Source organism: Bradyrhizobium ingae (assembly GCF_055791185.1).
Map to the genome: position 1 here is coordinate 412754 of NZ_JBVUBB010000003.1, position 24807 is coordinate 437560.

The 24807-nt window shown below is 63.9% G+C and carries 25 protein-coding genes and 1 tRNA gene; 19 read left to right on the forward strand and 7 right to left on the reverse strand.

Features of this window, described 5'->3' with window-relative positions; genetic code table 11:
• Window positions 1-167 precede the first annotated feature (167 nt).
• The gene (locus tag ACV1FX_RS07015) at window positions 168-629 is read right to left on the reverse strand and encodes a VOC family protein (protein WP_473116803.1); all 462 of its coding nucleotides are present in this window, start codon (window positions 627-629) and stop codon (window positions 168-170) included.
• Between the two features lie 238 nt (window positions 630-867).
• On the opposite strand from ACV1FX_RS07015, the gene ACV1FX_RS07020 reads away from it, so the two are divergent.
• Window positions 868-1197, forward strand: coding sequence for a twin-arginine translocation signal domain-containing protein (locus tag ACV1FX_RS07020; protein ID WP_473116842.1), 330 nt, complete (start codon window positions 868-870; stop codon window positions 1195-1197).
• 138 nt (window positions 1198-1335) lie between these two features.
• On the opposite strand, the gene ACV1FX_RS07025 is transcribed toward ACV1FX_RS07020, so the two are convergent.
• Together ACV1FX_RS07025 and ACV1FX_RS07030 are read right to left on the reverse strand one after the other, a co-directional pair.
• A complete protein-coding gene (locus ACV1FX_RS07025) occupies window positions 1336-1572 on the reverse strand; it encodes a GCG_CRPN prefix-to-repeats domain-containing protein (RefSeq protein ID WP_473116843.1) in 237 nt (78 codons plus the stop codon).
• Window positions 1573-1802: 230 nt separating this feature from the next.
• Entirely contained in the window at window positions 1803-2501 is a 699-nt protein-coding gene (locus ACV1FX_RS07030; RefSeq protein ID WP_473116804.1) for an ArsR/SmtB family transcription factor, read from the reverse strand.
• Between the two features lie 157 nt (window positions 2502-2658).
• On the opposite strand from ACV1FX_RS07030, the gene ACV1FX_RS07035 reads away from it, so the two are divergent.
• The 3 genes from ACV1FX_RS07035 to ACV1FX_RS07045 are packed head-to-tail and all read left to right on the forward strand — an operon-like array spanning window position 2659 to window position 4208.
• A complete protein-coding gene (locus ACV1FX_RS07035; RefSeq protein ID WP_473116805.1) occupies window positions 2659-2967 on the forward strand; it encodes an NIPSNAP family protein in 309 nt (102 codons plus the stop codon).
• A gap of 26 nt (window positions 2968-2993) precedes the next feature.
• Entirely contained in the window at window positions 2994-3344 is a 351-nt protein-coding gene (locus ACV1FX_RS07040) for an antibiotic biosynthesis monooxygenase family protein (RefSeq protein ID WP_473116806.1), read from the forward strand.
• Window positions 3345-3398: 54 nt separating this feature from the next.
• On the forward strand, window positions 3399-4208 hold the full coding sequence (locus tag ACV1FX_RS07045; protein WP_473116807.1) for an isocitrate lyase/PEP mutase family protein: 810 nt from the start codon (window positions 3399-3401) through the stop codon (window positions 4206-4208).
• A gap of 56 nt (window positions 4209-4264) precedes the next feature.
• Here the strand turns inward: ACV1FX_RS07045 and ACV1FX_RS07050 are convergent, their stop codons facing one another.
• Window positions 4265-4663: a hypothetical protein gene (locus ACV1FX_RS07050; protein ID WP_473116808.1), complete on the reverse strand. Its 399-nt coding sequence runs from the start codon at window positions 4661-4663 to the stop codon at window positions 4265-4267.
• Between the two features lie 159 nt (window positions 4664-4822).
• Between ACV1FX_RS07050 and ACV1FX_RS07055 the strand changes: the two genes are divergently transcribed.
• Entirely contained in the window at window positions 4823-5467 is a 645-nt protein-coding gene (locus ACV1FX_RS07055; protein WP_473116809.1) for a trimeric intracellular cation channel family protein, read from the forward strand.
• A gap of 119 nt (window positions 5468-5586) precedes the next feature.
• On the opposite strand, the gene ACV1FX_RS07060 is transcribed toward ACV1FX_RS07055, so the two are convergent.
• Window positions 5587-6801: a c-type cytochrome gene (locus ACV1FX_RS07060; RefSeq protein WP_473116810.1), complete on the reverse strand. Its 1215-nt coding sequence runs from the start codon at window positions 6799-6801 to the stop codon at window positions 5587-5589.
• A 265-nt stretch (window positions 6802-7066) separates the two neighbouring features.
• Here ACV1FX_RS07060 and ACV1FX_RS07065 point away from each other — a divergent pair, with 265 nt between their 5' ends.
• The 10 genes from ACV1FX_RS07065 to ACV1FX_RS07110 all read left to right on the forward strand — a co-directional run bounded on the left by ACV1FX_RS07065 (window position 7067) and on the right by ACV1FX_RS07110 (window position 21377).
• The gene (locus ACV1FX_RS07065; protein ID WP_473116811.1) at window positions 7067-10558 is read left to right on the forward strand and encodes an indolepyruvate ferredoxin oxidoreductase family protein; all 3492 of its coding nucleotides are present in this window, start codon (window positions 7067-7069) and stop codon (window positions 10556-10558) included.
• A gap of 280 nt (window positions 10559-10838) precedes the next feature.
• Window positions 10839-11852: a hypothetical protein gene (locus ACV1FX_RS07070; RefSeq protein ID WP_473116812.1), complete on the forward strand. Its 1014-nt coding sequence runs from the start codon at window positions 10839-10841 to the stop codon at window positions 11850-11852.
• A 224-nt stretch (window positions 11853-12076) separates the two neighbouring features.
• Window positions 12077-13234 carry a thiolase domain-containing protein gene (locus ACV1FX_RS07075; protein ID WP_473116813.1) on the forward strand — a complete coding sequence of 386 codons (1158 nt, stop codon included), beginning with the start codon at window positions 12077-12079 and terminating at the stop codon, window positions 13232-13234.
• Window positions 13234-13623 carry a Zn-ribbon domain-containing OB-fold protein gene (locus ACV1FX_RS07080; RefSeq protein WP_473116814.1) on the forward strand — a complete coding sequence of 130 codons (390 nt, stop codon included), beginning with the start codon at window positions 13234-13236 and terminating at the stop codon, window positions 13621-13623. Before ACV1FX_RS07075 ends, ACV1FX_RS07080 begins: the two co-directional genes overlap by 1 nt.
• A 206-nt stretch (window positions 13624-13829) precedes the next feature.
• Window positions 13830-14690, forward strand: a complete 861-nt coding sequence (locus tag ACV1FX_RS07085; protein WP_473116815.1) for a MaoC family dehydratase — start codon at window positions 13830-13832, stop codon at window positions 14688-14690.
• A 156-nt stretch (window positions 14691-14846) separates the two neighbouring features.
• The gene (locus tag ACV1FX_RS07090; protein ID WP_473116816.1) at window positions 14847-15725 is read left to right on the forward strand and encodes an SDR family oxidoreductase; all 879 of its coding nucleotides are present in this window, start codon (window positions 14847-14849) and stop codon (window positions 15723-15725) included.
• A 128-nt stretch (window positions 15726-15853) separates the two neighbouring features.
• The gene (locus ACV1FX_RS07095; protein WP_473116817.1) at window positions 15854-16807 is read left to right on the forward strand and encodes a dihydrodipicolinate synthase family protein; all 954 of its coding nucleotides are present in this window, start codon (window positions 15854-15856) and stop codon (window positions 16805-16807) included.
• Window positions 16808-16811: 4 nt separating this feature from the next.
• On the forward strand, window positions 16812-17606 hold the full coding sequence (locus tag ACV1FX_RS07100) for an NUDIX hydrolase (RefSeq protein ID WP_473116818.1): 795 nt from the start codon (window positions 16812-16814) through the stop codon (window positions 17604-17606).
• A gap of 76 nt (window positions 17607-17682) precedes the next feature.
• Window positions 17683-18600 (forward strand): DMT family transporter, encoded by a 918-nt coding sequence (locus ACV1FX_RS07105; protein ID WP_473116819.1) that lies wholly within the window; start codon window positions 17683-17685, stop codon window positions 18598-18600.
• Window positions 18601-18689: 89 nt separating this feature from the next.
• A complete protein-coding gene (locus ACV1FX_RS07110; RefSeq protein WP_473116820.1) occupies window positions 18690-21377 on the forward strand; it encodes a PAS domain S-box protein in 2688 nt (895 codons plus the stop codon).
• A 152-nt stretch (window positions 21378-21529) separates the two neighbouring features.
• Here ACV1FX_RS07110 and ACV1FX_RS07115 read toward each other — a convergent pair whose 3' ends face one another.
• A complete protein-coding gene (locus ACV1FX_RS07115) occupies window positions 21530-21880 on the reverse strand; it encodes a GrlR family regulatory protein (RefSeq protein WP_473116821.1) in 351 nt (116 codons plus the stop codon).
• A 248-nt stretch (window positions 21881-22128) separates the two neighbouring features.
• Between ACV1FX_RS07115 and ACV1FX_RS07120 the strand changes: the two genes are divergently transcribed.
• Complete coding sequence (locus tag ACV1FX_RS07120) at window positions 22129-22647, forward strand: hypothetical protein (protein ID WP_473116822.1); 519 nt, start codon at window positions 22129-22131, stop codon at window positions 22645-22647.
• Window positions 22648-22715: 68 nt separating this feature from the next.
• Here ACV1FX_RS07120 and ACV1FX_RS07125 read toward each other — a convergent pair whose 3' ends face one another.
• Window positions 22716-23099, reverse strand: coding sequence for a VOC family protein (locus ACV1FX_RS07125; protein WP_473116823.1), 384 nt, complete (start codon window positions 23097-23099; stop codon window positions 22716-22718).
• 297 nt (window positions 23100-23396) lie between these two features.
• Here ACV1FX_RS07125 and ACV1FX_RS07130 point away from each other — a divergent pair, with 297 nt between their 5' ends.
• The 3 genes from ACV1FX_RS07130 (at window position 23397) to ACV1FX_RS07140 (ending at window position 24695) form a co-directional block, all read left to right on the forward strand.
• Window positions 23397-23828, forward strand: coding sequence for a hypothetical protein (locus ACV1FX_RS07130; protein WP_473116824.1), 432 nt, complete (start codon window positions 23397-23399; stop codon window positions 23826-23828).
• Between the two features lie 160 nt (window positions 23829-23988).
• Window positions 23989-24492 (forward strand): hypothetical protein, encoded by a 504-nt coding sequence (locus ACV1FX_RS07135; RefSeq protein WP_473116825.1) that lies wholly within the window; start codon window positions 23989-23991, stop codon window positions 24490-24492.
• A gap of 126 nt (window positions 24493-24618) precedes the next feature.
• Window positions 24619-24695 (forward strand) — tRNA-Arg (locus tag ACV1FX_RS07140).
• The last annotated feature ends 112 nt before the right edge of the window (window positions 24696-24807 follow it).

A 24807-nucleotide genomic window follows, 5' to 3' on the forward strand; every position in this document is an offset into this window, starting at 1 on the left:
GGGGCGAGGGCGATCTTGCGCATACCGAATTTGCGCTCAGCCGCGGCACTCCTGTTCGAGACCATCGGAGTGCGTGGGGCGGGTTAGCGAGGCATAACCCGCCCCTCTATCGCAGCCTTACTGACGGATCATGCTTTGCTGGTCCGCCCTGGAAAGCCGGCGGCTGCTTACGCCGCCTTATGCTGCCGCTTCATGAATTCCGCGGCGCGCTTCTTCAGCTCAGCCGGCGATACGTCCTCGATGTGGGTGCCGATGTGCCAGTGGTTGCCGGCCTGATCCTTCACGCCGCCGCTACGGTCGCCATAGAATTGGTCGGCGGGCTCCATCAGTGACGTGCCGCCGGCCTTGATTGCCTTCTGATAGACCGCATCGACGTTGGGGACGTACAGATACAGCATCGTGGACGTTGCCTGTGCCCGCTCCGAGGCGTCGGCAATCATCACAATGGAACTTCCGATTTTGAACTCCGCATGCATGACCTTGCCGTCGGAACGCATCATCGGCTCGAACAATGGCTGGGCACCGAAGGCGTCCTTCATAAAGCGGATGATTTTCTCGGCGCCGTCGACGATGAGATAGGGGGTGACGGTGTGATATCCTTCGGGAACCGGCTTCACCTGTGTTGCCATGGCTGTCTCCTCTGGTCTGATGGACTTGATCCATGCAGGACGACCCCAGGTACCCCGTGTCGTTCGGAGTGTTCGCCACTTCCTTGAACAAAGTATGACGGCCGTTGTGCCATCCTGGCTGCGCGCGGTGCGTGTCAGCTTCACGCAACCTACCTGAACGCAAGGTTCAGCCTGAGTTCATTTCCTCGGCGCGAAACTTCCCGTGCATCATTCAACGCTGATTGAAGAGGAAGACATCATGGAGCGCCGGCATTTTTTGAAACTCGCATTCGGTGTTGCGGCCGGTGCCGCTGCATTGACGGCGGCCGCGCAAGCCGCGCCGCTGGCGCCTCAACCCATCGATGGCCCGGCCAACCTGCCGCGTGGCAATCCCGAGGTCCGTCCGGCAGTGACCAGCAGTGAGGAGGCCGGCCAGCTCAAACCTGAGCAGGTGCGTTGGCACGGCGGTCATCACTGGGGCTGGCACCATCACCGCCATTGGGGCTGGCGCCGCCGGCACTGGGGCTGGCGTCATCGTCACTGGGGCTGGCGGCATCGCTGGCACCGTCGCCACTGGCGCCACTGGTAAGGCGCGCTGCAAGCTGCCAGTCGAAACAGAAAAGGGGATCGCAGTGCGATCCCCTTTTTTGTGCCCACGAGAACGGCAGGCGTTCAAAAAGAAATGGCCGCGGCAAGTGCCGCGGCCATCCTGCAAAGCAAGAAATGATCAGACCGGCCGGCAGCGGCCAGCCCACCAGCGGAAGCCCCACGGGCAGACGCGCGGGCGAGCGACGACGACCGGGGCCACCACGACCGGCGCCGGCGCAACCACAACGGCCGCACGGCGACACCCGCCATAGGGGCCGCGATACCAGCCGGGGCCGCAGCCGCCGGCTGCGCTGGCCACCTCACTGAAACCGACGACCGTGCTGGCGAGCATGACGGCGGCAAAGAGATATTTCATATGAGATTCCTTCTCTGATCGTTGGGTCACGCGCTTGCGGCGCACAATGAATCAAAAGGCACGATTCGGCATGTTAAATTTTGGCGACATGCCGAAGCGGCGCGATCCAAATTGGCAATCGTGACCTGAATGCGGCATGAACATCGCTGTTCATGCTGCTTGAAGCGACAAGGAGAGCGCTGGCAGCTGGGACGGCAGCGCGCGAATTGCGGGACGGCCCATGTGGAAGATTACTCGTGCCCGTCGCCGAACAGCGCGGCAAACTGCTTCTCGCCGGTGCGGGTGAAATTCACCACGCGGCTGCCGGGCGTGGTGTCGCGCGCTGCCCATTTCAATTCGGTGAAACGCATCATCATGGCCGCACCCAGCGTGCCGGCGAGATGATGCCGCCGTTCGCTCCAATCGAGGCACGCCTTGCAGACCGGCCGGCGCGGATGGGTGAGCATGTCGGGCGAGATCTGCAAATGCTTTGCGAGGAAGCGTTCGCCCTCGGCCGTGAGCTCGATGTCCTGCTTCTTCTGCTTCACCAGGCGCCGCTCACGTAAGGAATCGAGCATCTGCACGCCGAGATCGCCGGCAAGATGGTCGTAACAGATCCGCGCCCGCCGCAGCGCCGGATCCTTCGGCCCGGTGCGCACGCGCATGTGGCCGGCGCGGGCGGCAAGGCCCTGCAGCGCCTCCAGCACGCCGGCGACATCGGGATCGCTCAAGCGGTAGTAGCGGTGCCGGCCCTGCTTCTCCGGCTCGATCAGCCCGCCGGCCTCGAGCTTTGCAAGATGCGAGCTCGCGGTCTGCGGCGTGATCCCGGCCTCCTGTGCAAGCTCGCTTGCAGTGAGCGCGCGGCCGTTCATCAGCGCTGTCAGCATATTGGCGCGGGCGGGGTCGCCGACCAGCGAAGCGACCATGGCGATGTCAGGTCCTGCTTTCATGCTTCGATGATAGCCGAAGCATTGTGGTCGGGCAAGGGCGTAGTGTGCTGCCACAAGACTCGTCATCGCGAGCGCAGCGAAGCAATCCAGACTGTTTCCGTGGCGACGGTCTGGATTGCTTCGCTGCGCTCGCATGACGGTAAAAAGGAGAACCACCATGTCCTTCACCGTCTTCATCCGCTACCAGCTCGATCCCTTCAAGCGTGCGCAGTTCGAGGAATATTCGAAACGCTGGCTCACCATCATCCCGAAATGCGGTGGCGATCTGATCGGCTACTTCATGCCGCATGAGGGAACCAACAACATCGCCTTTGCGCTGATCTCGTTCGAAAGTCTGGCTGCCTACGAGGCCTATCGCGCGCGGCTGCGCCAGGATGTCGAGGGAATGGCGAACTTCCACTTCGCCGAGGAGAACAGGTTTATTCTCGGCGAGGAGCGGACGTTTTTGCGCAAGGTGGTACTGTAGGCGCGAACCGAACAAGGGAGGCGCCCATGATCGCCGTGATCTTCGAGGTCTGGCCGAAGCCGGAGCACCGGCAGCATTATTTCGATCTCGCGGCCGATCTGAAGCCGATCCTCCAGACCATCGACGGCTTCATCTCGGTCGAGCGCTTCGAGAGCCTGACCGAGAAGGGCAAGGTGCTGTCCGTATCGTTCTGGCGCGATGAGGCGGCTGTGGAGACCTGGCGCAAGACGATGGAGCATCGCCGCGCGCAGGCCAAAGGCCGTGGAAGCTTCTTTGCCGATTATCGCCTGCGCATTGCCAGCGTCGTCCGCGACTACGGCATGACCGATCGTGAGCAAGCGCCGAAGGACAGCCGCGCCGTGCACGATGCGCACTAGCGCCGTCCCTGGTGCATCCCTATGTCTGCGCGGCTAACTTCAGGGAGAGAAAACATGCAGGTCACGACCGCGGACAAGCGCGCGACATTTCGGAAGATGCACGAGAGCGGCTGCTTCATCCTGCCCAATCCGTTCGACGTCGGCAGTGCCAAGGCCTTGCAGCAACTCGGCTTCAAGGCGATCGCCTCATCGAGCGCCGGCTTTGCCTGGACCATCGGGCGTGCCGACAACCGCGTCACCGTGGACGATGTCTGTCAGCATCTGGCAGCATTGTGCTCGGCGGTCGACATCCCCGTGAATGCGGATTTCGAGGGCGGCTTCGCGGTCGAGCCGGACAAGGTCGCGGAAAACGTCGAACGTGGCGTCCGCACCGGCGTTGCCGGGCTCTCGATCGAGGATTCCACCGGCGACAAGGACAAGCCGCTCTATGATCGCGCGCTCGCGGTCGAGCGCATCAGGGCGGCGCGCAAGGCGATCGGCGATAGCGGCACGCTGCTCGTCGGTCGCTGCGAGGCTTACTTATGGGGCGTGAGCGACCTCAAGCTCGTCATCGACCGGCTGACGGCTTACGCCGATGCGGGCGCCGATTGTCTCTATGCGCCGGGCCTGAAGACGCGCGAAGACATCGCTGCCGTCGTGAAGGCGGTGCATCCGAGGCCGTTCAATCTCCTGATCGGCGCCTCCGGCCTGTCGCTGCGGGAGGCCGCCGATCTCGGCGTGCGCCGGATCAGCGTCGGCGGCTCGCTTGCCCGCGCCGCCTGGGGCGGCTTCATGCGCGCGGCGAAAGAGATGGCGGAGAAGGGCACGTTCACCGAGCTCGCCTCCGGTTATTCCGGTGGCGAGTTGAACAAGCTGTTTGGCTGACGCACGACAAAAGCGGCGAGACGTTACCGTCCCGCCGCTTTCGTGTTTCGGCAGTGTTACTGCGCCTTGCCGGCGTCAGACGGCGTCGCCGGAGACGGGGCTGGCGGAGCCGGCTGGCTCGGTGCCGCACCCGTGGTCACGCCCGGCGCAGTATTGCTCTTCGGCGTCACGTCGCGCATGCCGGGAGGCGCGGCCGGATTTGCCGGTGTCGTCTGCGCTGTCTTCGCCGGCGGCTCGGTCGAGGCCTGGTTCACGCTGGTGTTATTCAGGCCGTAGAACACCGCGCCAAGCACCAGCGCGATCGCGACCGCAAACAGTGCGATCTTGCCGCTGGAAGCGGGGCCTTCGCCAAGTTCGGGGTCCGCCTGGAGGTCGGCATCCCGTCGCGCGGCGCGAAGATACTCATCCTCGCCGATGGGGCGATAGGGGTCATTCGGAAAACGGTCATCGGCCATCGCTTGATCTCCTCGAATTGACTGACCGGACAACCCGGGGATGCGAAGTTCGGTTCCGGCGGATCTCATGCTTTCGTCGCATGTTGTGGCGCGCGCAGGAATCGGGAACCTTATGGAACTGGAAACGTAAGTTCCGCTTTCGAAACGGGATGACATCCGATGTGGAGCCTGCCACCGAGCGACAGCGTGCTGAACTTCCTCTCCTTGGTCGCGGTCGCGGCACAGGGGATGTCGGCGGCGCTCGCAGCCGGCCGGCGCAGCATGGACTGGCTTGGCGTCTGCTTCCTTGGCTGCATCACCGCGCTCGGCGGCGGCACGCTGCGCGATCTCTTCCTCGGCCATTATCCGCTCGCCTGGGTGCAAAACCCCGTCTACCTCGCGCTGAGCGGCGGGGCGGCGTTCATCACGATTCTGATCGCGCGCCTCGTGCATCGGCTCAAGCTGGCCTTCATCGTGCTCGACGCGATCGGTCTTGTGGTCTTCACCATGACGGGCTGCGACGTCGCCTGGCAGATGGATGCCTCGCTGCCCATCGTGATCGTCTCCGGGATGGTGACGGGCTGCGCCGGCGGCGTCTTGCGCGACATCCTCTGCAACGACGTGCCGCTCTTGTTTCGCTCCGAGCTCTACGCCAGCGTCTCGGTGGTGACGGGCCTGTTCTACGCCACCGCGTTCGGGCTGAAGATCAACGACGAGCTCTGGACGATTCTCACCTTCGTGCTCGGCATCAGCTTCCGATTGCTCGCCGTCCGCTACAAATGGGAGATGCCGAAGTTCGTGTTCACGGGCGATGAGAAGAAGTAGAGCTTACATTGTCTCACTCTATCCACGTCGTCATTGCGAGCGAAGCAATCCAGAGATTCGTCCGCGGGGATAGTCTGGATTGCTTCGTCGCTGCGCTCCTCGCAATGACGGCGTTGGGGCTAGTCCTTCGTCCGCGCCTTCCCGACCTGCGTTGCTGTGACCAGCGGAGCGGCGTTGCCCCAGGAGTTGCGGATGTAGTTCGTCACCGCTGCGATCTGCTCGTCCGACAATTGCCTGGCATAGCCCGGCATCTCGCCGGTGTTGGGGGCACGCGGCGTCGTCACGGTGTGGGCGCCATCGAGAATGACGCGGAGCGTGGAGGACGGATTGTCCGATTGCAGCAGCGCATTGGCGGGCAGCGGCGGGTAGATGCGCGGCGCACCGGAGCCATCGGCTTCATGGCAGGCAATGCAGAACTTCGCATAGACCGCCTGGCCCGCCTTCATCTCGGCTTCCGATGGCGGCGTCGCCGCGGGCTCGTTCGGTCCCGGCGGCAGTCCCTTCAGATAGATCGCCATCGCGTGCACATCTGCATCGCTCATCTTCGAGGTCGAGTTGACGATGACCTCGGCCATCAGCCCATCGGCATGGCTCTTGGCGTTGCGACCGCTTTGCAGATATTCGGCGATGTCGTCGACGCTCCACGATTTCAGCCCGCTTCGCGCGGCGCTGTCGAGCCTTGGCGCGAACCATCCCGCCACCTCGCTGCCCGAAAACGCCAGCTCGCGCTTGTCGGCACCAAAATAGTTCTTGGGTGTGTGGCAGGCGCCGCAATGGCCGAGGCCCGTGACGAGATATCCGCCGCGATTCCAGGCCGCGGTCTTGAGCTGGTCAGGCTCGAACAGGCCGGGCTTGAAGAACAGCCAGTTCCAGGCGCGCATCAGGGATCGATCGCCAAACGGCCAGCGCAACTCAGGCGGCTTGACGCGGTTCGCAATCGGCGCCTGCGTCGAAAGATATGCGCGGATCGACAGCGTGTCGTCCTTGGTCATTCTGGTGAAGTAGGGGTAGGGGAACGCGGGATAGTAACGGGAGCCGTCCGGTGCAATGCCGAAACGTAGCGCGCGGGTGAACTCGGCGTCCGTCCAGCCCCCGATCCCGGTGTCGCGATCCGGTGTCAGGTTCGGTGCATAGATCCCGCCAAAGGGCGTATCGATGCGCCTGCCGCCCGCGAACGGTTTCGCGGGATCTGCGGTGTGGCAGCTTGCGCAGTCGCCGGCTTCCACCAGCGCCTTGCCGTGAGCGATCGCCTCCGGCGACGGCTCGCCGGCAGTTGCTGCAACCGCACTGCACAATGTGAGCCCCGACACCAGAGACGCCAGAATCGTCCGCATTCCCGGCCTCCCCCTGCGACCAACCGCCAAGGCACGCATTATAGACACGTTACGTCGTTTCGCGTCGCCCGGGTATGCTGACACAAATTGAAAAGGCGGGCAGGCTTGCCGCCACGAAATTGCGATTTTCGCCGGAGGCCGGCTCCGGTCCAGAATTGTGGTGCAGAGGCTTAAAAATCCGACATAGAGTGGCGCGGACACCCGGGGCGCCCTAGCTAAAAACAACGGGCACGCCAAAGACTTAAGAGGGCGAAGAGGACAAAAAATGGGTATCAACCAGGGTCCGATCAGTCTCGATCAGAAATACACCCAATCCACCGGACACGTCTTCACCACGGGAATTCAGGCGCTGGTCCGCCTGCCGATGGCCCAGATCCGCCGAGACCGCGCCGCAGGGTTGAACACCGCGGGCTTCGTCTCAGGCTACCGCGGATCGCCGCTCGGCGGCTACGACCAGCAGCTCTTCGCCGCCCGCAAGCATCTCGAGCAGTACAACATCAAGTTCCAGCCCGGCGTGAACGAGGACCTTGCTGCGACCGCGATCTGGGGCTCGCAGCAGCTCAACCTCTCGCCCGGCGCCAAGTACGACGGCGTGGTCGGCATCTGGTACGGCAAGGGCCCCGGTGTCGATCGCTGCGGCGACGTGTTCCGCCACGGCAATGCCGCGGGCTCGGCCAAGCACGGCGGCGTGCTCTGCCTTGCCGGCGATGACCACGGGGCAAAGTCCTCGACCGTCCCGCATCAGTCCGACCATGCCTTCATCTCGGCGCTGATGCCGTATCTCTATCCATCCAGCATCCACGAGATGATCGAGATGGGGCTGCTGGGTATCGCGATGTCGCGCTACTCGGGCTGCTGGGTCGGCATGAAGGTGATCACGGAGACGGTGGAGACCACCGCCGAGATCGATCTCACCGACGAGATGAAGCCTTTCATCATCCCCAGCGATTTCGAGCTGCCGCCCGGTGGCCTCAACCTGCGCTGGCCCGACGACCGCTTCGAGCAGGACCGGCGCCTCCAGGACTACAAGGGCTATGCGGCGATCGCCTTTGCACGCGCCAACAAAGTCAACCGCGTCACGATGGATAGCCCGAACGCCCGCTATGGCATCATGGCGTCGGGCAAGAGCTATGAGGACGTGCGCCAGGCGCTGCGCGAACTCGGCGTCACCGAGGATGTTGCCGCCAAGATCGGCCTTCGCCTCTACAAGATCGGTATGCCCTGGCCGCTGGAGCCCGAGGGCGTACGGCAGTTCGCAGTCGGTCTCGAGGAGATCTTCATCGTCGAGGAACGCCGCGAGATCGTCGAGAACCAGGTCAAGCAGGAGCTGTTCAACTGGCGCGACGACGTCCGTCCGCGCATCGTCGGCAAGATGGACGACCACGACAAGCGCTTCCTCACCTTCGCCGCCGAGCTCAGCGTCGCCTCGCTTGCAAGCTCGATCACCGAACGGCTGCTTCGACTTAATCTCAACCCCGAAATCGCCGAGATGCTCCGTGCCAAGGCCGACTGGTTCAACGGCCGCCAGGCGAGCCAGATGCAGGCCACCGCGCCGGTCTCCCGAACCCCTTACTTCTGCTCCGGCTGTCCCCACAACACCTCGACCAAGGTCCCCGAAGGAAGCCGCGCGCTGGCCGGCATCGGCTGCCACTTCATGGCGCTGTGGATGGACCGCTCGACCGAGACGTTCACGCATATGGGCGGCGAGGGCGTGCCGTGGGTCGGCATCGCGCCCTTCACCAACGAGAACCACATTTTTGCGAACCTTGGCGACGGCACCTATTTCCACTCGGGAGTTCTCGCCATCCGCCAGGCGATCGCCTCCAAGGCCAACATCACCTACAAGATCCTCTACAACGATGCGGTGGCCATGACCGGCGGCCAGCGCCACGACGGCGATCTCTCGCCGCAGAAGATCATGGCCCAGCTTCACGCCGAGGGCATCAGCGAGATCTACCTGGTCTCCGAAAATCCCGACGCGTACCCGGCAAATACCATCGCGCCCGGTGTGAAGAAGCATCATCGCGACGAGCTCGACAACGTCATGAAGATGTGCCGGGAGTACAAGGGCACGTCCGCGATCGTCTTCGTGCAGACCTGCGCGGCGGAGAAGCGCCGCCGCCGCAAGCGCGGCCTGATGGAGGATCCGCCGCGCCGCGTGATGATCAACCCAGCGGTTTGCGAGGGCTGCGGCGATTGCTCGGTGCAGTCGAACTGCATCTCGGTCGAGCCGCTGGAAACCGAGTTCGGCCGCAAGCGCACCATCAACCAGTCGTCCTGCAACAAGGACTACTCATGCCTGAAGGGCTTCTGCCCGTCCTTCGTCACCATCGACGGCGGTGCGCCGCGCCATCGCGCACCGGCGGAGCTTGCTGAGATCGGCGAGCTGCCGGAGCCAGCGTCGCGCCCGGCGTTGGACAAGCCCTACAACATCGCAGTCGGTGGCGTCGGCGGCACCGGCGTGCTCACGATCGGTGCGCTGCTCGGCATGGCCGCCCATATCGAAGGCAAGGCCTCGATGATCCTCGACATGTCGGGCCTCGCGCAAAAGGGCGGGGCGGTGCTCAGCCACGTCCGCCTGTCGGATCATCCGGCGGAGGTGACATGCTCGCGCATCGTCACCGGCACGGCCGATCTCGTGCTGGCCGCGGACGAGGTCGTCGCGGTCGCCAAGGACACGATCTCGCTCTGCGATAGCAGCCGCACCCGCGGCATCATCAACAGCCATGTCATTCCCACCGCCGATTTCATCCTCAATCGCGACTTCAACTTCCAGACCCGCAAGCTGAATGCGGTACTGGAAACCGCGCTCCACAAGGACTCCGCCTTCTTCGACTTCACCAAGCCCGCCGAGCAGCTCCTGGGCGATGCCATCGCCACCAACATGATGATGATGGGTTACGCTTATCAGAAGGGGCTCCTGCCGGTCGGCGCGGAGGCGATCGAGCAGGCCATCGAGGTCAACGGCGTCTCGATCAAGATGAACAAGGAAGCCTTCCGTCTTGGCCGCCTTGCGGCGGCCGATCCCAAGCGGCTCGCCGATTTGCTGAAGGGCCAGGACGAGGTGGTCGCACCGAAGAGCCTGGAGGTGATGGCGCTGGATGAGATCATCGAACATCGCGCCAAGCATCTCACCGCCTACCAGAACGGCCGCCTGGCAAAGCGCTATCGCAAGCTGGTCGACCAGGTCCGCGACGTCGCGGTCAAGGGCGGCTATGGCGACGGGCTGCCGCGCGCGGTCGCGATCAACTACGCAAAACTGCTCGCCTACAAGGACGAGTACGAGGTCGCGCGGCTCTTCACCGACGGCCGGTTCGAGCAGCAACTCCGCGATCAGTTCGAAGGCGATTTCAAGTTCAGCTTCAACCTCGCGCCGCCGATCCTCAGCAATGGAGTCGATGCACAGGGCCGTCCGAAGAAGCGTGCCTTCGGCCCGTGGATGCTGGGCGTGTTCCGCTGGCTGGCGAAATTCCGCTTCCTGCGCGGCACCCCGCTGGACATTTTCGGCTACAGCGCTGACCGCAAGCTCGAGCGCGACCTGATCAACGGCTACGAGAAGGACGTCGCCACCGTGCTAGGCCTGTTGTCGCCGATCACGCACGACACGGCAGTGGAGCTGTTGTCACTCCCCGATAGCATCCGCGGCTACGGCCCGGTGAAGGACAAAGCGGTGCAGGCCGCGAAGGCCCGCTACGCCCAACTCGCCGCCGACCTCGCGAACCCGCCGCCGGCGCCGAGGCAGATTGCGGCGGAGTAGGGCAGTCGTGCCCCGAATGCATCAGCCGTAGAGTGGGCAAAGGCGCAAAGCGCCGTGCCCACCATCTCTGCGAGACCTCGGCAGAAGACAACGCTAGGCCGCGCCGCGAAGCATTTGCTTTGCGCAATGGTGACGGCGATGCGGGGCCTGCTCAACCTCGAAACGGTTTTCGCCAATTTGACAAAGGTTGTAGCAAATCGCTATGACCAACTTGTGATGGTAGTGCCCGCCGGATCAGGCGGTCGCGCGACGCTGGTTGATGGATGCGGGGCGGTGATCGATGTCATTGCGCGGTTTCTTGATTGTTTGTTTGACCGTGGGCTTGATGGGGGTGGTGGGGCTGTACTGGAATCAGCATGCAATCGAGCGCGTCATGCGTGATGGGTATGCCACCACGGGGAACATCACTTCGGCCGAAGTCGTATCGTCGAGATTTCCGTTCGTGTTTGACGAAGGTTGGCCCCGCTATGTCGACGAAAAATTGTCGATCGGATTGCGATGGACCGGAAGGGATGGCGTTCAACGCGAGCGTAAGGGTATCGCGGTCAGCGCGGCCTATGCGGCGCGCGTAACGGTTGGAAATCAACTCAGGCTTCTGACGATTCCCATTCAAGCCGTTGACGACGATGCATCTCTTCCGGTGGTCATCGAGGACCTGGATGACCACTTGAGCCATATCCGATCCCTGTCCGGGTTCATGCTGGCGGGGGCGGGTATTTGCGCTGCTCTCTTGGTGCTCGTGATCGGATGGCAGGCATGGTCGGCGCGTCGAAGCGGGCCCAGGAGCGCCACAATCGCCGCAGGGTCAAGGCGTCCCTTTCCTTACATCCTCGCGCTGCTAACTGCCGTGATGCTTCCATTCGGCGGCTACATGCTTGTGAACTCCTATGCCGAGCAAAGTACGTTGAAGGAGATCCTCGATCATGGCGACGAGGTCACCGCCGATCTCACGCGGGCCTACGGTGAAGTGAACAAAGCCGGCGAGGCTCCGAGATATCTCGTCACCCTGGCGTGGACCGACAGGAGCGGACAACAGCAGAGCTACGGGCCGACCCATATCAGCCCGGCGTTCTGGCGGCAGATCACGCGTAACGGCGTCCAGACGGTCAGGCAGACGAAGATCCGGTATCTCGCTGGTAGGCCGGATGCTCGACCTCTCATCGTGGACGATGCGGCCGAACGCCAATTTCAGGACGGCTTCGGAGTGAAGGCGGGCGCCGCTTTTCTTGCGTTCGGTCTGATCTTGGCCGGTCTGACCGTGTTTCGCTATCGCGCAAGGCCGAGCACGGCTTGATCGCCGAATTGGCTCACCCCGCAACGTTCCCTGCACGTGATCATCCTTCGGGGCTCTCCATCCGGCGCGTTGCGCCGCATGGTTCGCGCCTCAGGATGACGGATCAAGCGCCGCACTTGCGCCCGCCCGCTACCTCTCGCGTGACGGAATATTTCCGCGCTTGCCAAGGCCGCCGCAGCGCGTCAGAAAAACGGAGCAAGAAGAAACGCCAGCGGAGACTCGACTTGACCATCAAGGGCAAGGCTTACATTGCCGGGATCTATGAACACCCGACCCGGCATGCGCCGGATAAATCCACCGCGCAGCTCCATGCGGAGGTCGCCAAGGGTGCGATCGAGGATGCCGGGCTCAGCAAGGATGACGTCGACGGCTATTTCTGCGCGGGCGATGCGCCCGGCGGCGCCTGGCCGATGGTCGATTATCTCGGCCTGAACACCAGGAAGCTGCGCCATGTGGATTCCACCGAGACTGGTGGTTGTTCCTACATCATCCATCTCGGTCATGCCGCAGAAGCGATCGCCGCGGGAAAATGCTCGATCGCGCTGATCACGCTCGCGGGCAAGCCCCGCACCGGTCCGATGCCGCCGCGGGCGGCCGGCGCCGAACTTGATTTCGAGTCAGCGTACGGCGCGACCACCCATAATGCCTATGGCATGTGTGCCATGCGCCATATGCACGACTATGGCACCACCAGCGAGCAGCTCGCCTGGATCAAGGTCGCAGCCTCCCATCATGCGCAGTACAACCCGCATGCGATGCTCAAGGACGTCGTCACCGTCGAGGACGTCTTGAACTCGCCGATGATCTCCGATCCCCTGCATCGCATGGATTGCTGCGTCGTCTCCGATGGCGGCGGCGCGCTGATCGTGACGACGCCGGAGATTGCGAAGAGCCTGAAGAAACCGCTTGTGCGTCTGATCGGTCATGGCGAAGCGATGAAGGGCCCACGGGGCGGCAAGGATCTCGACCTCACTTACTCCGCCGGCGTGTGGTCCGGACCGCGCGCTTTCGAGGAAGCCGGCATCACGCCCAAGGACATCAAATACGCCTCGATCTACGACAGCTTCACGATCACGGTGCTGATGCAGCTCGAGGACCTCGGCTTCTGCAAGAAGGGCGAGGGCGGAAAATTCGTCGCCGACGGCAACCTGATCTCGGGGGTCGGCAAGCTGCCGTTCAATACCGATGGTGGCGGTCTCTGCAGCAATCATCCCGTGAACCGCGGCGGCATGACCAAGATCATCGAGGCCGTCAGGCAATTGCGCGGCGAGGCACATCCGAAGGTGCAGGTTCCGAACTGCGATCTCGCCATCGCTCACGGCACCGGCGGACTGCTCGGCGTCCGCCACGCCGCCTCGACGGCCATTCTGGAGCGCGTGTGATGGCAGACGCAAAGAAGTATCCGACACCCGTCACGAACGCCGAGACTGCGCCGTTCTGGGAAGCGGCTCGCCAAGGCAAGTTCATGATCAAGCGCTGCACGGCCTGCGGCGAAGCGCACTACTTCCCGCGTGCGATCTGCCCATTCTGCTTCTCCGACAGGACGGTGTGGGAGGAGAGTTCGGGTGAGGGTACCATCTACACCTACAGCCTGATGCGGAAATCCCCGACCGGCCCCTATGCGATCGGCTACGTCACGCTGAAGGAGGGCCCATCGCTGCAGACCAATTTCGTCGATTGCGACCTGACGACGCTGAAGATCGGCCAGAAGGTGAAGGTGGTGTGGAAGTCCACCGACGGTGCGCCATTGCCGTTCTTCACGCCCATCTAGTTGCTTTCTTCCTTCTCCCCGGGAGAAGGTGGCGCGAAGCGCCGGATGAGGGGTCTCTCTCCACAGAGAAACTTTCACTGCGGAGCCAACCCCTCACCCAAATGAGTTTGTTGCGAGTAGCTTCGTAGCCCTCTCCCGCAAGGGGAGAGGGCACATCGATGAACGCCGCTGCTCGCGGATAGATGCTCGGGAGGAAACCAGAAAAAATGTCCGCGAGATATGAAGAGCTAAAGAACCTCAAAAACCTCGGCCAGAAATACGCCTACACCGACCGCGAGGTGATGCTGTACGCCTATGGCATCGGGCTCGGCGCCGATCCCATGGACGAGAGGGAGCTCGCCTTCGTCAACGAGGGCGCGCTGACGCCGCGGCCGCTCAAGGTGGTGCCGACATTTGCTTCCGTTGCCGCTTGGGGCTCGGGTCCCGGCGAGATGAATCTGAACCGCGTCATGGTGGTCGACGGTGAGCGCGACATCACCTTCCACCAACCGTTGCCCTGCGCCGCCCACATCATCGCGGACTCTTCGGTGCGCGAGGTCTACGACAAGGGCAAGGACAAGGGTGTGGTGATCAGCCACCAGACCGTGCTGAAGAATGAGAAGGGCGAGAAGCTGGCGACGCTGGTCGCCTCGCGCTTTGCACGCGGCGACGGCGGCTTTGGCGGACCGAACCTGACGCAGCCCGATCCGCACAAGATCCCGTCGCGCGCACCCGATCGGACGATCGAGATCACGACGCGTCCCGATCAGGCGCTGGTCTATCGGCTCTGCGGCGACCGCAATCCGCTGCACAGCGACCCCGAGTTTGCGAAGAAGGCCGGCTTCCCGCGCCCGATCCTGCATGGCATGTGCACCTACGGCATCACCTGTCGCGGCGTGCTCCAGACCTATGCCGACTATGATCCTTCAGCCTTCCGGCAGCACATCGCGCGGTTCTCATCACCCGTCTATCCCGGCGAGACCGTGACCATGGAGATGTGGAAGGACGGTGACGTGATCTCGTTCGAAGCCAAGGTGAAGTCGCGCGGTGTCACCGTGATCAAGAACGGCAGGACGGTGCTGGGGTAGCTCTCGCGCCCCGGACGCAGCGCAGCGCGCGAGCGGTGCGCTGCAGAGCCGGGGGCCCAGTCAGCGACGGCCAAGAGTAGGTCCCGGCTCTGCGACGCAGCGTTTCACGCTGCATCGCGTCCGGGACACGAGAACAAAAAACAGGGAGAAGCCATCATGGGACTGCTCGAGGGCAAGGTTGCGCTGATCACCGGCGCGGGCGGCGGGCTCGGTGAGGCCTATGCAAAACTGTTCGCGCGGGAAGGTGCGGCGGTCGTCGTCAACGACCTCGGTGGTCCCCGCGACGGCTCCGGTGCCGACACCTCGATGGCGCAGCAGGTGGTCGACGCGATCAAGGCCGAAGGCGGCCGCGCGGTCGCCAACGGCGCTGACATCTCCACCATGGAAGGTGGCCAGTCCGTGTTCGACGACGCCATCAAGCACTTTGGTCGCGCCGACATTCTGGTGAACAATGCCGGCATTTTACGCGACCAGACCTTTGCCAAGGCTGCGGAAGCCGACTGGGACAAGGTGATCAAGGTACATCTGAAGGGTACCTTCTGTTGCACATTGCCGGTATTTCGCTGGATGCGGGATAACGGCGGCGGCGTCATCGTCAACACCTCCTCGACCTCGGGCCTGATCGGCAATTTCGGCCAGACCAATTACGGGGCGGCCAAGGGTGGCATCTGGGGCCTGTCCAACGTGCTGGCGATCGAGGGCCGCAAGTACAACATCCGGATCTGGACGCTGGCACCGGGCGCGCTGACCCGCATGACGGCAGACCTGCCCCGCTACAAGGAGAACCCCGGTGCGGCGCTCGGGCCGGACGGCATTGCGCCGGCCGTGCTATACATGGTCAGCGATTTGTCGGGCGATCAGACCGGCAAGGTGCTGGGCGTGTCCGGGCCCCGCGGCGTGCGCGAAATGCGGATGATGGAGATGGAAGGCTGGAAACCGCCGCACACGGGCTGGAACGCCCAGGACATCGTCGATCACGCCAAGGAGATCTTCTTCTCCGAGGACGAGATCAGGAAGTCGGCGCGGAGGTTTTAGGCTGATGTTGTCGTTCCGGGGCACGCGAAGCGTGAACCCCAATACGCAATTGCGTATTGTGGAACGTCGCGATTCCGGGTTCGATGCTGCGCATCGCCACGGAATGACGAAAAGGGGATACGGGACTCATGAAACTTACTGCCGACGCCAAGGGCACCTTCGCAATCGCGCCGACGCCGTTCCACGACGACGGCCGGATCGACGAGCGCTCGATCGACCGCCTCACCGATTTCTACGAGGAGGTCGGATGCGACGGCGTCACCGTGCTGGGCATCCTCGGTGAGGCGCCGAAGCTCGATGCTGCCGAGGCCGAGCAGGTGGCGGTGCGCTTCGTCAAACGCGCCAAGAAGTTGCAGGTGATCGTCGGCGTCTCCGCTCCGGGCTTTGCCACCATGCGCTCGCTCGCAAAGGCCTCGATGGAGGCAGGCGCCGCCGGCGTGATGATCGCCCCGCCGCCGTCCTTGCGCACCGACGATCAGATCGTTGGCTATTTCAAGCAGGCGGCCGAAGCGATCGGCCCGGATGTGCCCTGGGTGTTGCAGGATTATCCGCTGACGCTGTCGGTCGTATTCACCCCCGCGGTGATCCGCAGGATCGTCACGGACAATCCGAACTGCGTGATGCTCAAGCACGAGGACTGGCCGGGCCTGGAGAAAATCTCGACGCTGCGCAACTTCCAGAAGGACGGCTCGCTCCGTCCGCTGTCGATCCTCTGCGGCAATGGTGGGCTCTTTCTGGATTTCGAAATGGAGCGCGGCGCCGACGGCGCGATGACCGGCTACGCCTTCCCCGAGCTTCTGATCGACGTCGTGAACCTCTCCAAGGCCGGCAAGCGAGACGCTGCACACGACCTGTTCGACGCCCATCTGCCGTTGATCCGCTACGAGCAGCAGCCGGGCGCGGGCCTTGCCGTGCGCAAGCACGTGCTGCAGAAGCGGGGCATCATCGCCTCCAGCGCCCAGCGCAAGCCGGGTGCGACCATCACGCCTGCGGCGAAGGCAGAAGTCGACTATCTCCTGTCGCGCGTCGCCCGCGTGGACAAGCGCGCCAATCTCGGCCCGCAATCCAGCGCCGCAGGTTAATTGAATGCCTGAGACATCAGCATCACGCCCGGCTTCGACGATCCTCCTGCTGCGTGATGGTGCCAAGGAGTTCGAGGTCTTCATGATGGTTCGCCATCATCAGATCGAGTTCAACTCGGGCGCGCTGGTGTTTCCCGGCGGCAGTGTCGATGCCGGCGACAAGGAGATCATCGCCCGGCCTGTGCTGTACGCCGGCGGCGAGGGGCTCTCGGAAGCTGATCTCGGCTTCAGGATCGCGGCGATCCGCGAGACGTTTGAAGAGAGCGGCATCTTGCTGGCGCGGGAGAAAGGCTCCTCCGCGCCGGTTGACGCCAAACGTGCCGGCGCTGTCGCAGACGCTCACCGTGTCGCGCTCAACGAGCACAGGATCAGCTTCCTCAGCATCCTCTCCGACAACGGCCTTCAACTCGCGCTCGACATGCTTGTCCCTTACGCGCACTGGATCACGCCGGAGGGGATGCCGAAGCGCTTCGACACCTGGTTCTTCCTCGCCGCCGCGCCGCCCGACCAGCTCGGTGCGCATGATGGCCGGGAATCGACGGACTCGATCTGGATATCGCCGCGGGAAGCGGTGGAGGGTGGTGAGAGCGGCCGTTTCAAGCTGCCGTTCCCGACCACGCGCAACCTGATCCGGCTGGCCAAGCAATCGACCGTGCAGTCCGCGCTCGCCCACGCCCGGGAGATGTCGATCGTCACGGTGATGCCGGTGATGACCAAGACCGAGAGCGGCCGCCAGCTCCGCATCCCCCGCGAGGCCGGCTATGATGGCGAGGTATTCGAGGTCGGCGCCGTCGGCTGACATAGTTCGATACGCAGCGAAATATCGGGACCCGGCTGCGCGATAGGTTCCGTCCGATACCGGGACGGAACACGCCATGGACGCTTCACAGCGACAATCGACGATCACCTTCGAGCTCGCATTGCTGCTGCTGCTTGCGGCGCTCTGGGGCGGCTCCTACACCTTCATCAAGCTCGGCGTTGCGACGATTGCGCCGATCACGCTGACCGCGGCGCGCACCGCGATCGCAGGCACGCTGCTGCTGATGGTCATGCGGCTGCGGGGCATCGCCATGCCGACTGATCTTGCGACCTGGCACCGCTTCGCCTTCCAGGCCTGCCTCAATAGCGTGGTCCCCTGGACGCTGATCGCCTGGGGCGAGCGCTATGTCGATGCGGCGCTCGCCACGATCCTCAACTCCGCCGCGCCGATTTTCACCTTTCTGTTCACGGCCCTGGTGACCCGGCATGAAGTCACCACGGCGCGAAAACTGTTCGGCGTCGTCGCCGGGATGGCTGGAATCTGCCTGATCGTCGGTGTTGATGCATTCCACGACATCGGCCGCGGCCTCGCCGCGGAAGCTGCAATCGTCGCGGCAACGCTTTGCTACGCCTGCGCGGCCATCTTCAGCCGCGGCTTCAGGGGACTCGATCCGATGGCGCCTGCCGCGGGCTCGCTGCTCGCGGGCGCCGCGGTCCTGATCCCTGCTTCGCTCGCCATCGAGCAGCCCTGGACGCTGTCGCCCTCGCCAGGTTCCGTACTTGCGCTGCTGGCGCTCGCCGTATTTTCGACTGCGGCGGCTTTCGTGATCTATTTCCGCCTGATCCAGACCCTCGGCTCGGTCGGCACCACCGCGCAGGCGTACTTGCGCGTGCCGATCGGCGTCGCCATCAGCGTGGCGTTTCTCGGCGAAAGCCTGAGCAGGACGGCCTGGATCGGGCTCGCCTCGGTCGTCATCGGCGTTGCCGCCATGACCATCCCGGGAAGCGCCGCGCGAATGGCTAAGGTATCGTAAAAACCGGGCCCGCCGGCCGGCCGAGGCATGTTCCCCCGGGGGTAGAATACGTCGTATATTGGGACCGTATGGAGTCCGGTCCTGACCAAATGCCCTCCGAACTGACGCCGAATTCGCACCCAAAGCGAGCGTTTTCGCTCTCGATCGGTCAACTGACATTCGGCAGCTTCATCCTGGTGCTGGCCGTGATCATCGTCACCTCGACGGCGAGCGTGATCGCGATCCGCCACATCGATTCGACCTTCGCCGAGCTCCAGCGGCTGCAAAGCGTTGGCGACCTTGCCGAAGATATCGACCGCCGCATGAACGAATTGCGGCTCGCCGCGCGTGATTTCGTCACCGACCCCGGCGCCGGCATCCAGTTCAAGCAGGTCGGGGAAGCTGCCTCGACGCTGAGCGACATCCTGAAGAAGACCCGTATCGAGCTCGCTCCCGAGCAGCAGGACATGATCGACGGGGTCACCGAGCGCCTGGCGACGTATCGCAGCGGGCTGGAGCGGATCTCGACCCTGATCGATCGCCGCGCCCAGTTGCTCGCCGGCCTGCCGCCGCTGCGCGAGGCGTTCGACAGGGCCGTTGCCGAAACCGACGATCGGGAGCTCGCGTCCCGGCTGTCGGAGGCGCAGAGCCGGATCGCACTCGGCTTGCTGGCTCGCAACCCGTCGGCCGCCGAGCAGGCGGCGCAAGGCATGCGGACCTTGACCATCGCCGACGCCAGGCTGAGATCGGCCGTCAACAACTATTCCGAAGCCATCATCGCCGTCGCGGTCCGCGAACGTCAGATCGCCGATATCGATAGCGAAGTGCTGGGCACCGAGGGACGGTTGATCGGGCGCGTCACCGAGTTGCTGCGCGAGGTCAGCGCCCGGCGCGGCCATGTGCTGTCGCGGGATTTCGCCCGGACGCTGGCGGAGGCGAGGTGGCAGAGCATCGTGCTCGGCACCATCGGCGTGCTGATCGGCATCATTGCGGCCGGGTTCGTGGTGCGCCGGACGGTGCGCCCACTGGCGCAGATTGCGCGCTCGATCCGTGCCCTTGCGGCAGGCGAGAAGAACACGTCCATCCCGTCCGCTGAGCTCGACAACGAGATCGGCGACATCGCGCGCGCTGCGGAGGTGTTCCGCCGCGCCCTGGAGGAGGCCGACACCGCGCGCGAAGCCGCGGTCCGCGCGCTCACCGAGCAGCGTCTCGCGGAAGAAAGCTACCGCAAGCTGTTCGAGGGCTCGGTCGATGGTATTTACGTCACCACGCCGGCCGGCGATCTCCTCAACGCCAATCCGGCGCTGGCGCGGATGATGGGCTATGACAGCCCACAGCACCTTATCGACAGCATCAACGACATCGCCCACACCATCTACGTCCATCCCGAGGCGCGCGAGGAGTATCAGCGGCTGATGGAGCGCGACGGCATGGTGCGGGAGTTCGAGTACCAGGTGCGCCAGCGCAGCGGCAACATCCTGTGGCTGTCCGACAGCGCGACCGGCGTGCGGGACGAGGAGAGCAGGATCGTTCGCTACGAGGGTACGCTGCGCGACATCACCGACCAGAAGCGCGCGGAAGACGCCATCGCCGAAGGCCGGCGGCTGTTGCAGCAGGTCATCGACACCGTGCCCGCCGTCATCAACGTCAAGGACCGCGACCTTCGTTACGTGCTGATGAACCGCTACATGGCCGGCATCTTCGGCATCGAGCCGGGTGACGCCCTTGGTCGTACCACCGCCGATCTGATGTCGCGCTACGGCGCGGAGAAGACCGACGAGAACGACAAGCGGGTGCTGAAGTTCCGCAAGGGTCTCGGCTTCTACGAGGAAGAGTACCAGGATTCCTCCGGCAACATGCGGCAGTGGCTGGTCAACAAGCTGCCGCTGCTCGATGCCGACGGCGAGATCGAGCGGATCGTCACCGTCGCGCTCGACATCGGCGAGCGCAAGCGCGGCGAGCAGGAAATGCGCAAGGCCAAGGAGGCCGCCGAGACTGCACTGCGCAATCTTCGCGAGACCCAGGCCTCGCTGATCGAGGCGGAGAAGCTCGCGGCCCTCGGGCGGCTGGTTGCCGGCGTCGCGCATGAGGTCAACAATCCCGTCGGCATCAGCCTGACAGTGGCGTCTGCGCTGGAGCGCAAGACGGCGGTGTTCTCGGCCGAGGTCGAGCGCGGCGGGTTACGCCGCTCGACGCTCAACGACTACCTCAACACCAGCCGCGATGCGTCATCGCAACTCGTCGCCAATCTCAATCGTGCGGCCGAACTGATCCAGTCGTTCAAGCAGGTGGCCGCCGACCGCAACTATTCGGATCAGCGCACCTTCGACCTCGCCGACCTCACCGAGCAGGTGGTGCTGAGCCTGCGGCCGGGCCTGCGCAAGCATAACCTGACACTCAACGTCGAGTGCCAGCCCAACCTCATCATGAACAGCTATCCCGGCCCGTACGGCCAGGTGCTGACCAACCTGTTCCTCAATTCCGTCGCGCACGCCTTCCCGGACGGGCGGCCGGGCCTCATCGACATCCAGGTGCGCGAATCCGGCAAGGACAATGTCGAGATCATCTTCTCCGACAATGGCTGCGGCATGTCTCTCGATGTCCGCCGCCGTGCCTTCGATCCGTTCTTCACGACGCGACGCGACCAGGGCGGCACCGGCCTCGGCCTGCACATCGTCTACAGCATCGTCACCAACCGGCTGGGCGGGCGGCTCGATCTCGACTCCGAGCAGGGCGGCGGCACGCGAATCCAGATGATCCTGCCGCGCGTCGCTCCGTTGGAGCAGGCCGCGGAATAGCACGTCGCCAAAGCGCGATGAGATTGGGACAAATCGTCATCGCGCTTTGGGTTATTGTTCGAGCATGATCTCCGCGCAAACGCGTTCCGCGTTCATCGCGAGGGAAAACCGCTCCGCACTTTGCGCTGACGCGGCCCTCGGGTCCGGATGCTCTAATCGATGTCTGCGAGCTTGCGCAGCGTGGCACCGAAGATCAGGCTCGCCTTGCCGACGAGCGCGGTTCCCGTCATCTCCGCGCCTGCATCGGTGAAGGTGCCGCTGACGCCGATGCCGACCGGCGCCGGACCGCCGAACAGGGGATTGTCGTCGCCGCGCGGCGAGGTGTGCCGCTGCACCAGCACCTCGCCCTTGAAGGTGCTGTCCTTCACCGTGTAGCTGCCGGTGTAATAGAGGTAGGCATCGCCGCCGAGAATCTGGCCGTCGCGAAACAGGATCACGCCGCTGCCCTTGCCGACGCGTCCATCGAGCAGCGTCACGTGAATCGAATAAAGACCGTTCTTCATGACGTCCCGTGGCCGGCTGCCTTCGCCCCTTGGCGCGCCAGTCTGATGTTTATGCCAAAGCGCCATCGCTCGTGCAACGCGGCAGTTCGCCCGCTGGCTGGGCGCCAAGCCGTAGTTGTCCCGACTTGCGCATGACAGGGGTATGACGGCCTCATAGTGCCGCGAGGTCTTGTGAAGCGAATCAAGCTGGCCCGCAAAATGCATAAACCCTAGTTGCACCGGCCGCGGGGTGCTGGAGCAAGACGAACGTGACCAACTGGATCAATTCCGGCGGCGATGAGCCGCGTCTATACAATGCGCGTGTAGACAATGTCAGTTGTGAAGCAGACTGTTATGAACCGACGCATGGGCAGATCGGCCGTTCAACGCGCTGGCGACGCGCGGCGAAGTTCGGTTGCGCCATGCTCCTGGTGGTACTTGCAGCTCCCTTCGGGTACGCGCGCGACCGCGGCCAATTCGTCAATACCAATGCCGAATTGAAGGCATGGTTTGACGGCTTGCGCAGCGGCAGGGGGCCGTGCTGCTCCGACGCCGACGGGTCGGCGATCTCGGATTCCGACTGGGAAAGCAAGGATGGGCACTACCGTGTCCGCGTGCCGCGCTATGGTTTCATGATCCACGGCCAGGACCAGGAACTGGTGTGGGTTGACGTCCCTGAAGAGGCCGTGATTTCGGAGCCGAACCGGGTCGGGCGCACCATGGTATGGCCGATCTACGGCTACATGGGTGTCACGATCCGCTGCTTCATGCCGGGCAGCATGACATGACAGCGTCCGATCCGGCGCGCTCGGCGGAGCTGCACCGGATGGATCGGTCGATGCCGCGTGTCGCAGGCTCAGGTGTATTTCTTGTCGCGCTCAAGAAGCTCGACGGAAATACCCTCGGGGCCGCGGATGAAGCAGACGCGAACGCCGGGCCGGATCGTCGTGGGTTCGCGCGTGAACTCAACGCCCTTCGCCTTCATCTCGGCGGCGACGGCGTCGATGTCCTTCACCGTGACGCCGAAATGGTCGAGACCCTGATGGGGATGGGGCGGGGGCGGGTTTATGGGCTTGCCGGGCTCGAGCGGAGCAATGAAGATGTTGGCGCCGCCGAGCTTGACGTCGATGCGGGCCGGGCCGCGTACGATTTCGCCACCCAGCACGTCCCGCAGCCAGGCCGCCGTCGCCTCCGGATCGGGGCTGCGCAGATGGACGTGGTCCCAGGTGACTACAGGCATTCATTCCTCCCGTCGGGCTTTGCGGCGTTGCGGTCATGTTAGCGATCCCCTCGGCCGATCGCCACTTGCGCATTCCTGTTACCCGAGATTCGGTTGCCTGCGGGAACCCAATTCTGTCTCGCAGGTTAGGGATGGGGACGGAACGCGCGAGACGCGCGTCGTCGCATATCTGGTGACGCATCCATGCTCGCAGGGCTCTATCGCGTCGATCTCAACGGTTTCGTCAAACTCGGTGCGTTGCTGAGGCCGGCTTTCTCAGCGAGGCGAAGAAGCCCATTGTGGCTTGCAGCCGCGGTGTTGGTCGGTGCCGGCGCCTGGGGGCTGATGTCCGCTTCCGAAGGCAATGAGAGCGACGCGATCGAGTTGGCAAACGTCCAGCCCGAGCCTGCGCAGTCTGTGCCACCGGCAGCCGTAGCAACCGAGGCATCAGTGCCGGCCGGGCTCGACCGCTTGCGGATTTCGTCGCAAACTTGGCGCCGCGGCGGGCTTGGATCGCGGGCGCTGGTCACCTTCACGCTGCGAAATGACAACGACTACGCCGTGAAGGACCTCGAGATCCTCTGCTCCTTCACCCGCCGCGACGGCAGCCATCTCACCGACCGCCGACGCGTGCTCGCCGAGACCGTGAACATGAAAAGCCGCAAGACGTTTGCGCATGTGCAAATCGGCTTTGTTAACGTAAATGCCAGTCAGGCCAAGTGCTCGCTCGCCGCAGCGCGACGGGCTTGAAAGTCATTTGTCGCGGTAGCGGAAAAGTGACCGTCGCGCCGTCGATCGCGAAAAAAGTTCGCGTTGTCGTTGAACCGGACGGGTGGTCCAGGAACCAATTAAAGGATCGCCGGTTAAGGCGAAGGGCCCGCGTGCTGCTGTGCGGGTGGAGCGCTGCCAGATGCCCATCCTTCGGTATTTTATGTTCGTCGGCGGCGCATTGCTTGCGCTGCTATTGGTCGTGAATTTCGCGCTGCCCGAAGGGCCGGACGCCCAGAGCGTCGTGACATCGAGCAACGAAGCGCCGCTGATCCGGATTCGCTCGGATCGCAAGCTGCCGGAACGCGTGGTGCTCGATACCAGCCAGCCGACGATTGCGTCGACCGCGCCGCTGAATACGGCGAGCGTTGCTCCGCAGCCGCCCGCCCAGACGAACGTGTCCGCGGCCGCCGGCGATATCTCCGCCAAGGCGCAGGTCCGTGAATCCTTCGCCCAGTTGCCGACGGAACCGAATGCAGCGTCGGTCAAGAAGCCGGCCCAGTCGAAGCGCAAGGTCGCCAGGCGGGCTCCGCCGCCTTACTACTATGGGCAGCCGACTTATTATGGTTATGGCCAGCAGGCGTTCGGCAGGCCGATGCGCGTGGCGCAGCAGCCCCATTTCGGGCTCTTCAACATGACCTGGTGAGCGCAGTTCGAGTTGCCCGGATCGAGCAAGTAGGGCTTTTGCTCGTCAAATCTCTCTGCTAATCCCAATGCATCCGAACGATCGGGCGTCCCAGCCTGACGGAACTCGCCCGGTCCCGGGCAGGATGCGCTCGTAGCTCAGCTGGATAGAGCATCGGATTTCGATTCCGAGGGTCGGAGGTTCGAATCCTTCCGAGCGCGCCAGTAAAATCAATCACTTAGGTCGAGAGGCCTGATGCTGCGATCGGATCATCGACCGATCTGGCCGATCTGTGCCGTCCAAACGTCACGATAGGCGTCAAGGCCGGCGATCGGG

Excerpts from the sequence above, each read along its gene's own strand:
- ACV1FX_RS07030 (WP_473116804.1), bottom strand. The coding sequence starts at position 2,501 with ATGAAAGCAGGACCTGACATCGCCATGGTCGCTTCGCTGGTCGGCGAC.
- ACV1FX_RS07070 (WP_473116812.1), top strand. The coding sequence starts at position 10,839 with ATGTCATTGCGCGGTTTCTTGATTGTTTGTTTGACCGTGGGCTTGATG.
- ACV1FX_RS07035 (WP_473116805.1), top strand. The coding sequence starts at position 2,659 with ATGTCCTTCACCGTCTTCATCCGCTACCAGCTCGATCCCTTCAAGCGT.
- ACV1FX_RS07050 (WP_473116808.1), bottom strand. The coding sequence starts at position 4,663 with ATGGCCGATGACCGTTTTCCGAATGACCCCTATCGCCCCATCGGCGAG.
- ACV1FX_RS07015 (WP_473116803.1), bottom strand. The coding sequence starts at position 629 with ATGGCAACACAGGTGAAGCCGGTTCCCGAAGGATATCACACCGTCACC.
- ACV1FX_RS07060 (WP_473116810.1), bottom strand. The coding sequence starts at position 6,801 with ATGCGGACGATTCTGGCGTCTCTGGTGTCGGGGCTCACATTGTGCAGT.
- ACV1FX_RS07115 (WP_473116821.1), bottom strand. The coding sequence starts at position 21,880 with ATGAAGAACGGTCTTTATTCGATTCACGTGACGCTGCTCGATGGACGC.
- ACV1FX_RS07095 (WP_473116817.1), top strand. The coding sequence starts at position 15,854 with ATGAAACTTACTGCCGACGCCAAGGGCACCTTCGCAATCGCGCCGACG.
- ACV1FX_RS07135 (WP_473116825.1), top strand. The coding sequence starts at position 23,989 with ATGCCCATCCTTCGGTATTTTATGTTCGTCGGCGGCGCATTGCTTGCG.
- ACV1FX_RS07025 (WP_473116843.1), bottom strand. The coding sequence starts at position 1,572 with ATGAAATATCTCTTTGCCGCCGTCATGCTCGCCAGCACGGTCGTCGGT.
- ACV1FX_RS07090 (WP_473116816.1), top strand. The coding sequence starts at position 14,847 with ATGGGACTGCTCGAGGGCAAGGTTGCGCTGATCACCGGCGCGGGCGGC.
- ACV1FX_RS07065 (WP_473116811.1), top strand. The coding sequence starts at position 7,067 with ATGGGTATCAACCAGGGTCCGATCAGTCTCGATCAGAAATACACCCAA.
- ACV1FX_RS07055 (WP_473116809.1), top strand. The coding sequence starts at position 4,823 with ATGTGGAGCCTGCCACCGAGCGACAGCGTGCTGAACTTCCTCTCCTTG.
- ACV1FX_RS07105 (WP_473116819.1), top strand. The coding sequence starts at position 17,683 with ATGGACGCTTCACAGCGACAATCGACGATCACCTTCGAGCTCGCATTG.
- ACV1FX_RS07040 (WP_473116806.1), top strand. The coding sequence starts at position 2,994 with ATGATCGCCGTGATCTTCGAGGTCTGGCCGAAGCCGGAGCACCGGCAG.
- ACV1FX_RS07085 (WP_473116815.1), top strand. The coding sequence starts at position 13,830 with ATGTCCGCGAGATATGAAGAGCTAAAGAACCTCAAAAACCTCGGCCAG.
- ACV1FX_RS07020 (WP_473116842.1), top strand. The coding sequence starts at position 868 with ATGGAGCGCCGGCATTTTTTGAAACTCGCATTCGGTGTTGCGGCCGGT.
- ACV1FX_RS07080 (WP_473116814.1), top strand. The coding sequence starts at position 13,234 with ATGGCAGACGCAAAGAAGTATCCGACACCCGTCACGAACGCCGAGACT.
- ACV1FX_RS07125 (WP_473116823.1), bottom strand. The coding sequence starts at position 23,099 with ATGCCTGTAGTCACCTGGGACCACGTCCATCTGCGCAGCCCCGATCCG.
- ACV1FX_RS07110 (WP_473116820.1), top strand. The coding sequence starts at position 18,690 with ATGCCCTCCGAACTGACGCCGAATTCGCACCCAAAGCGAGCGTTTTCG.
- ACV1FX_RS07100 (WP_473116818.1), top strand. The coding sequence starts at position 16,812 with ATGCCTGAGACATCAGCATCACGCCCGGCTTCGACGATCCTCCTGCTG.
- ACV1FX_RS07045 (WP_473116807.1), top strand. The coding sequence starts at position 3,399 with ATGCAGGTCACGACCGCGGACAAGCGCGCGACATTTCGGAAGATGCAC.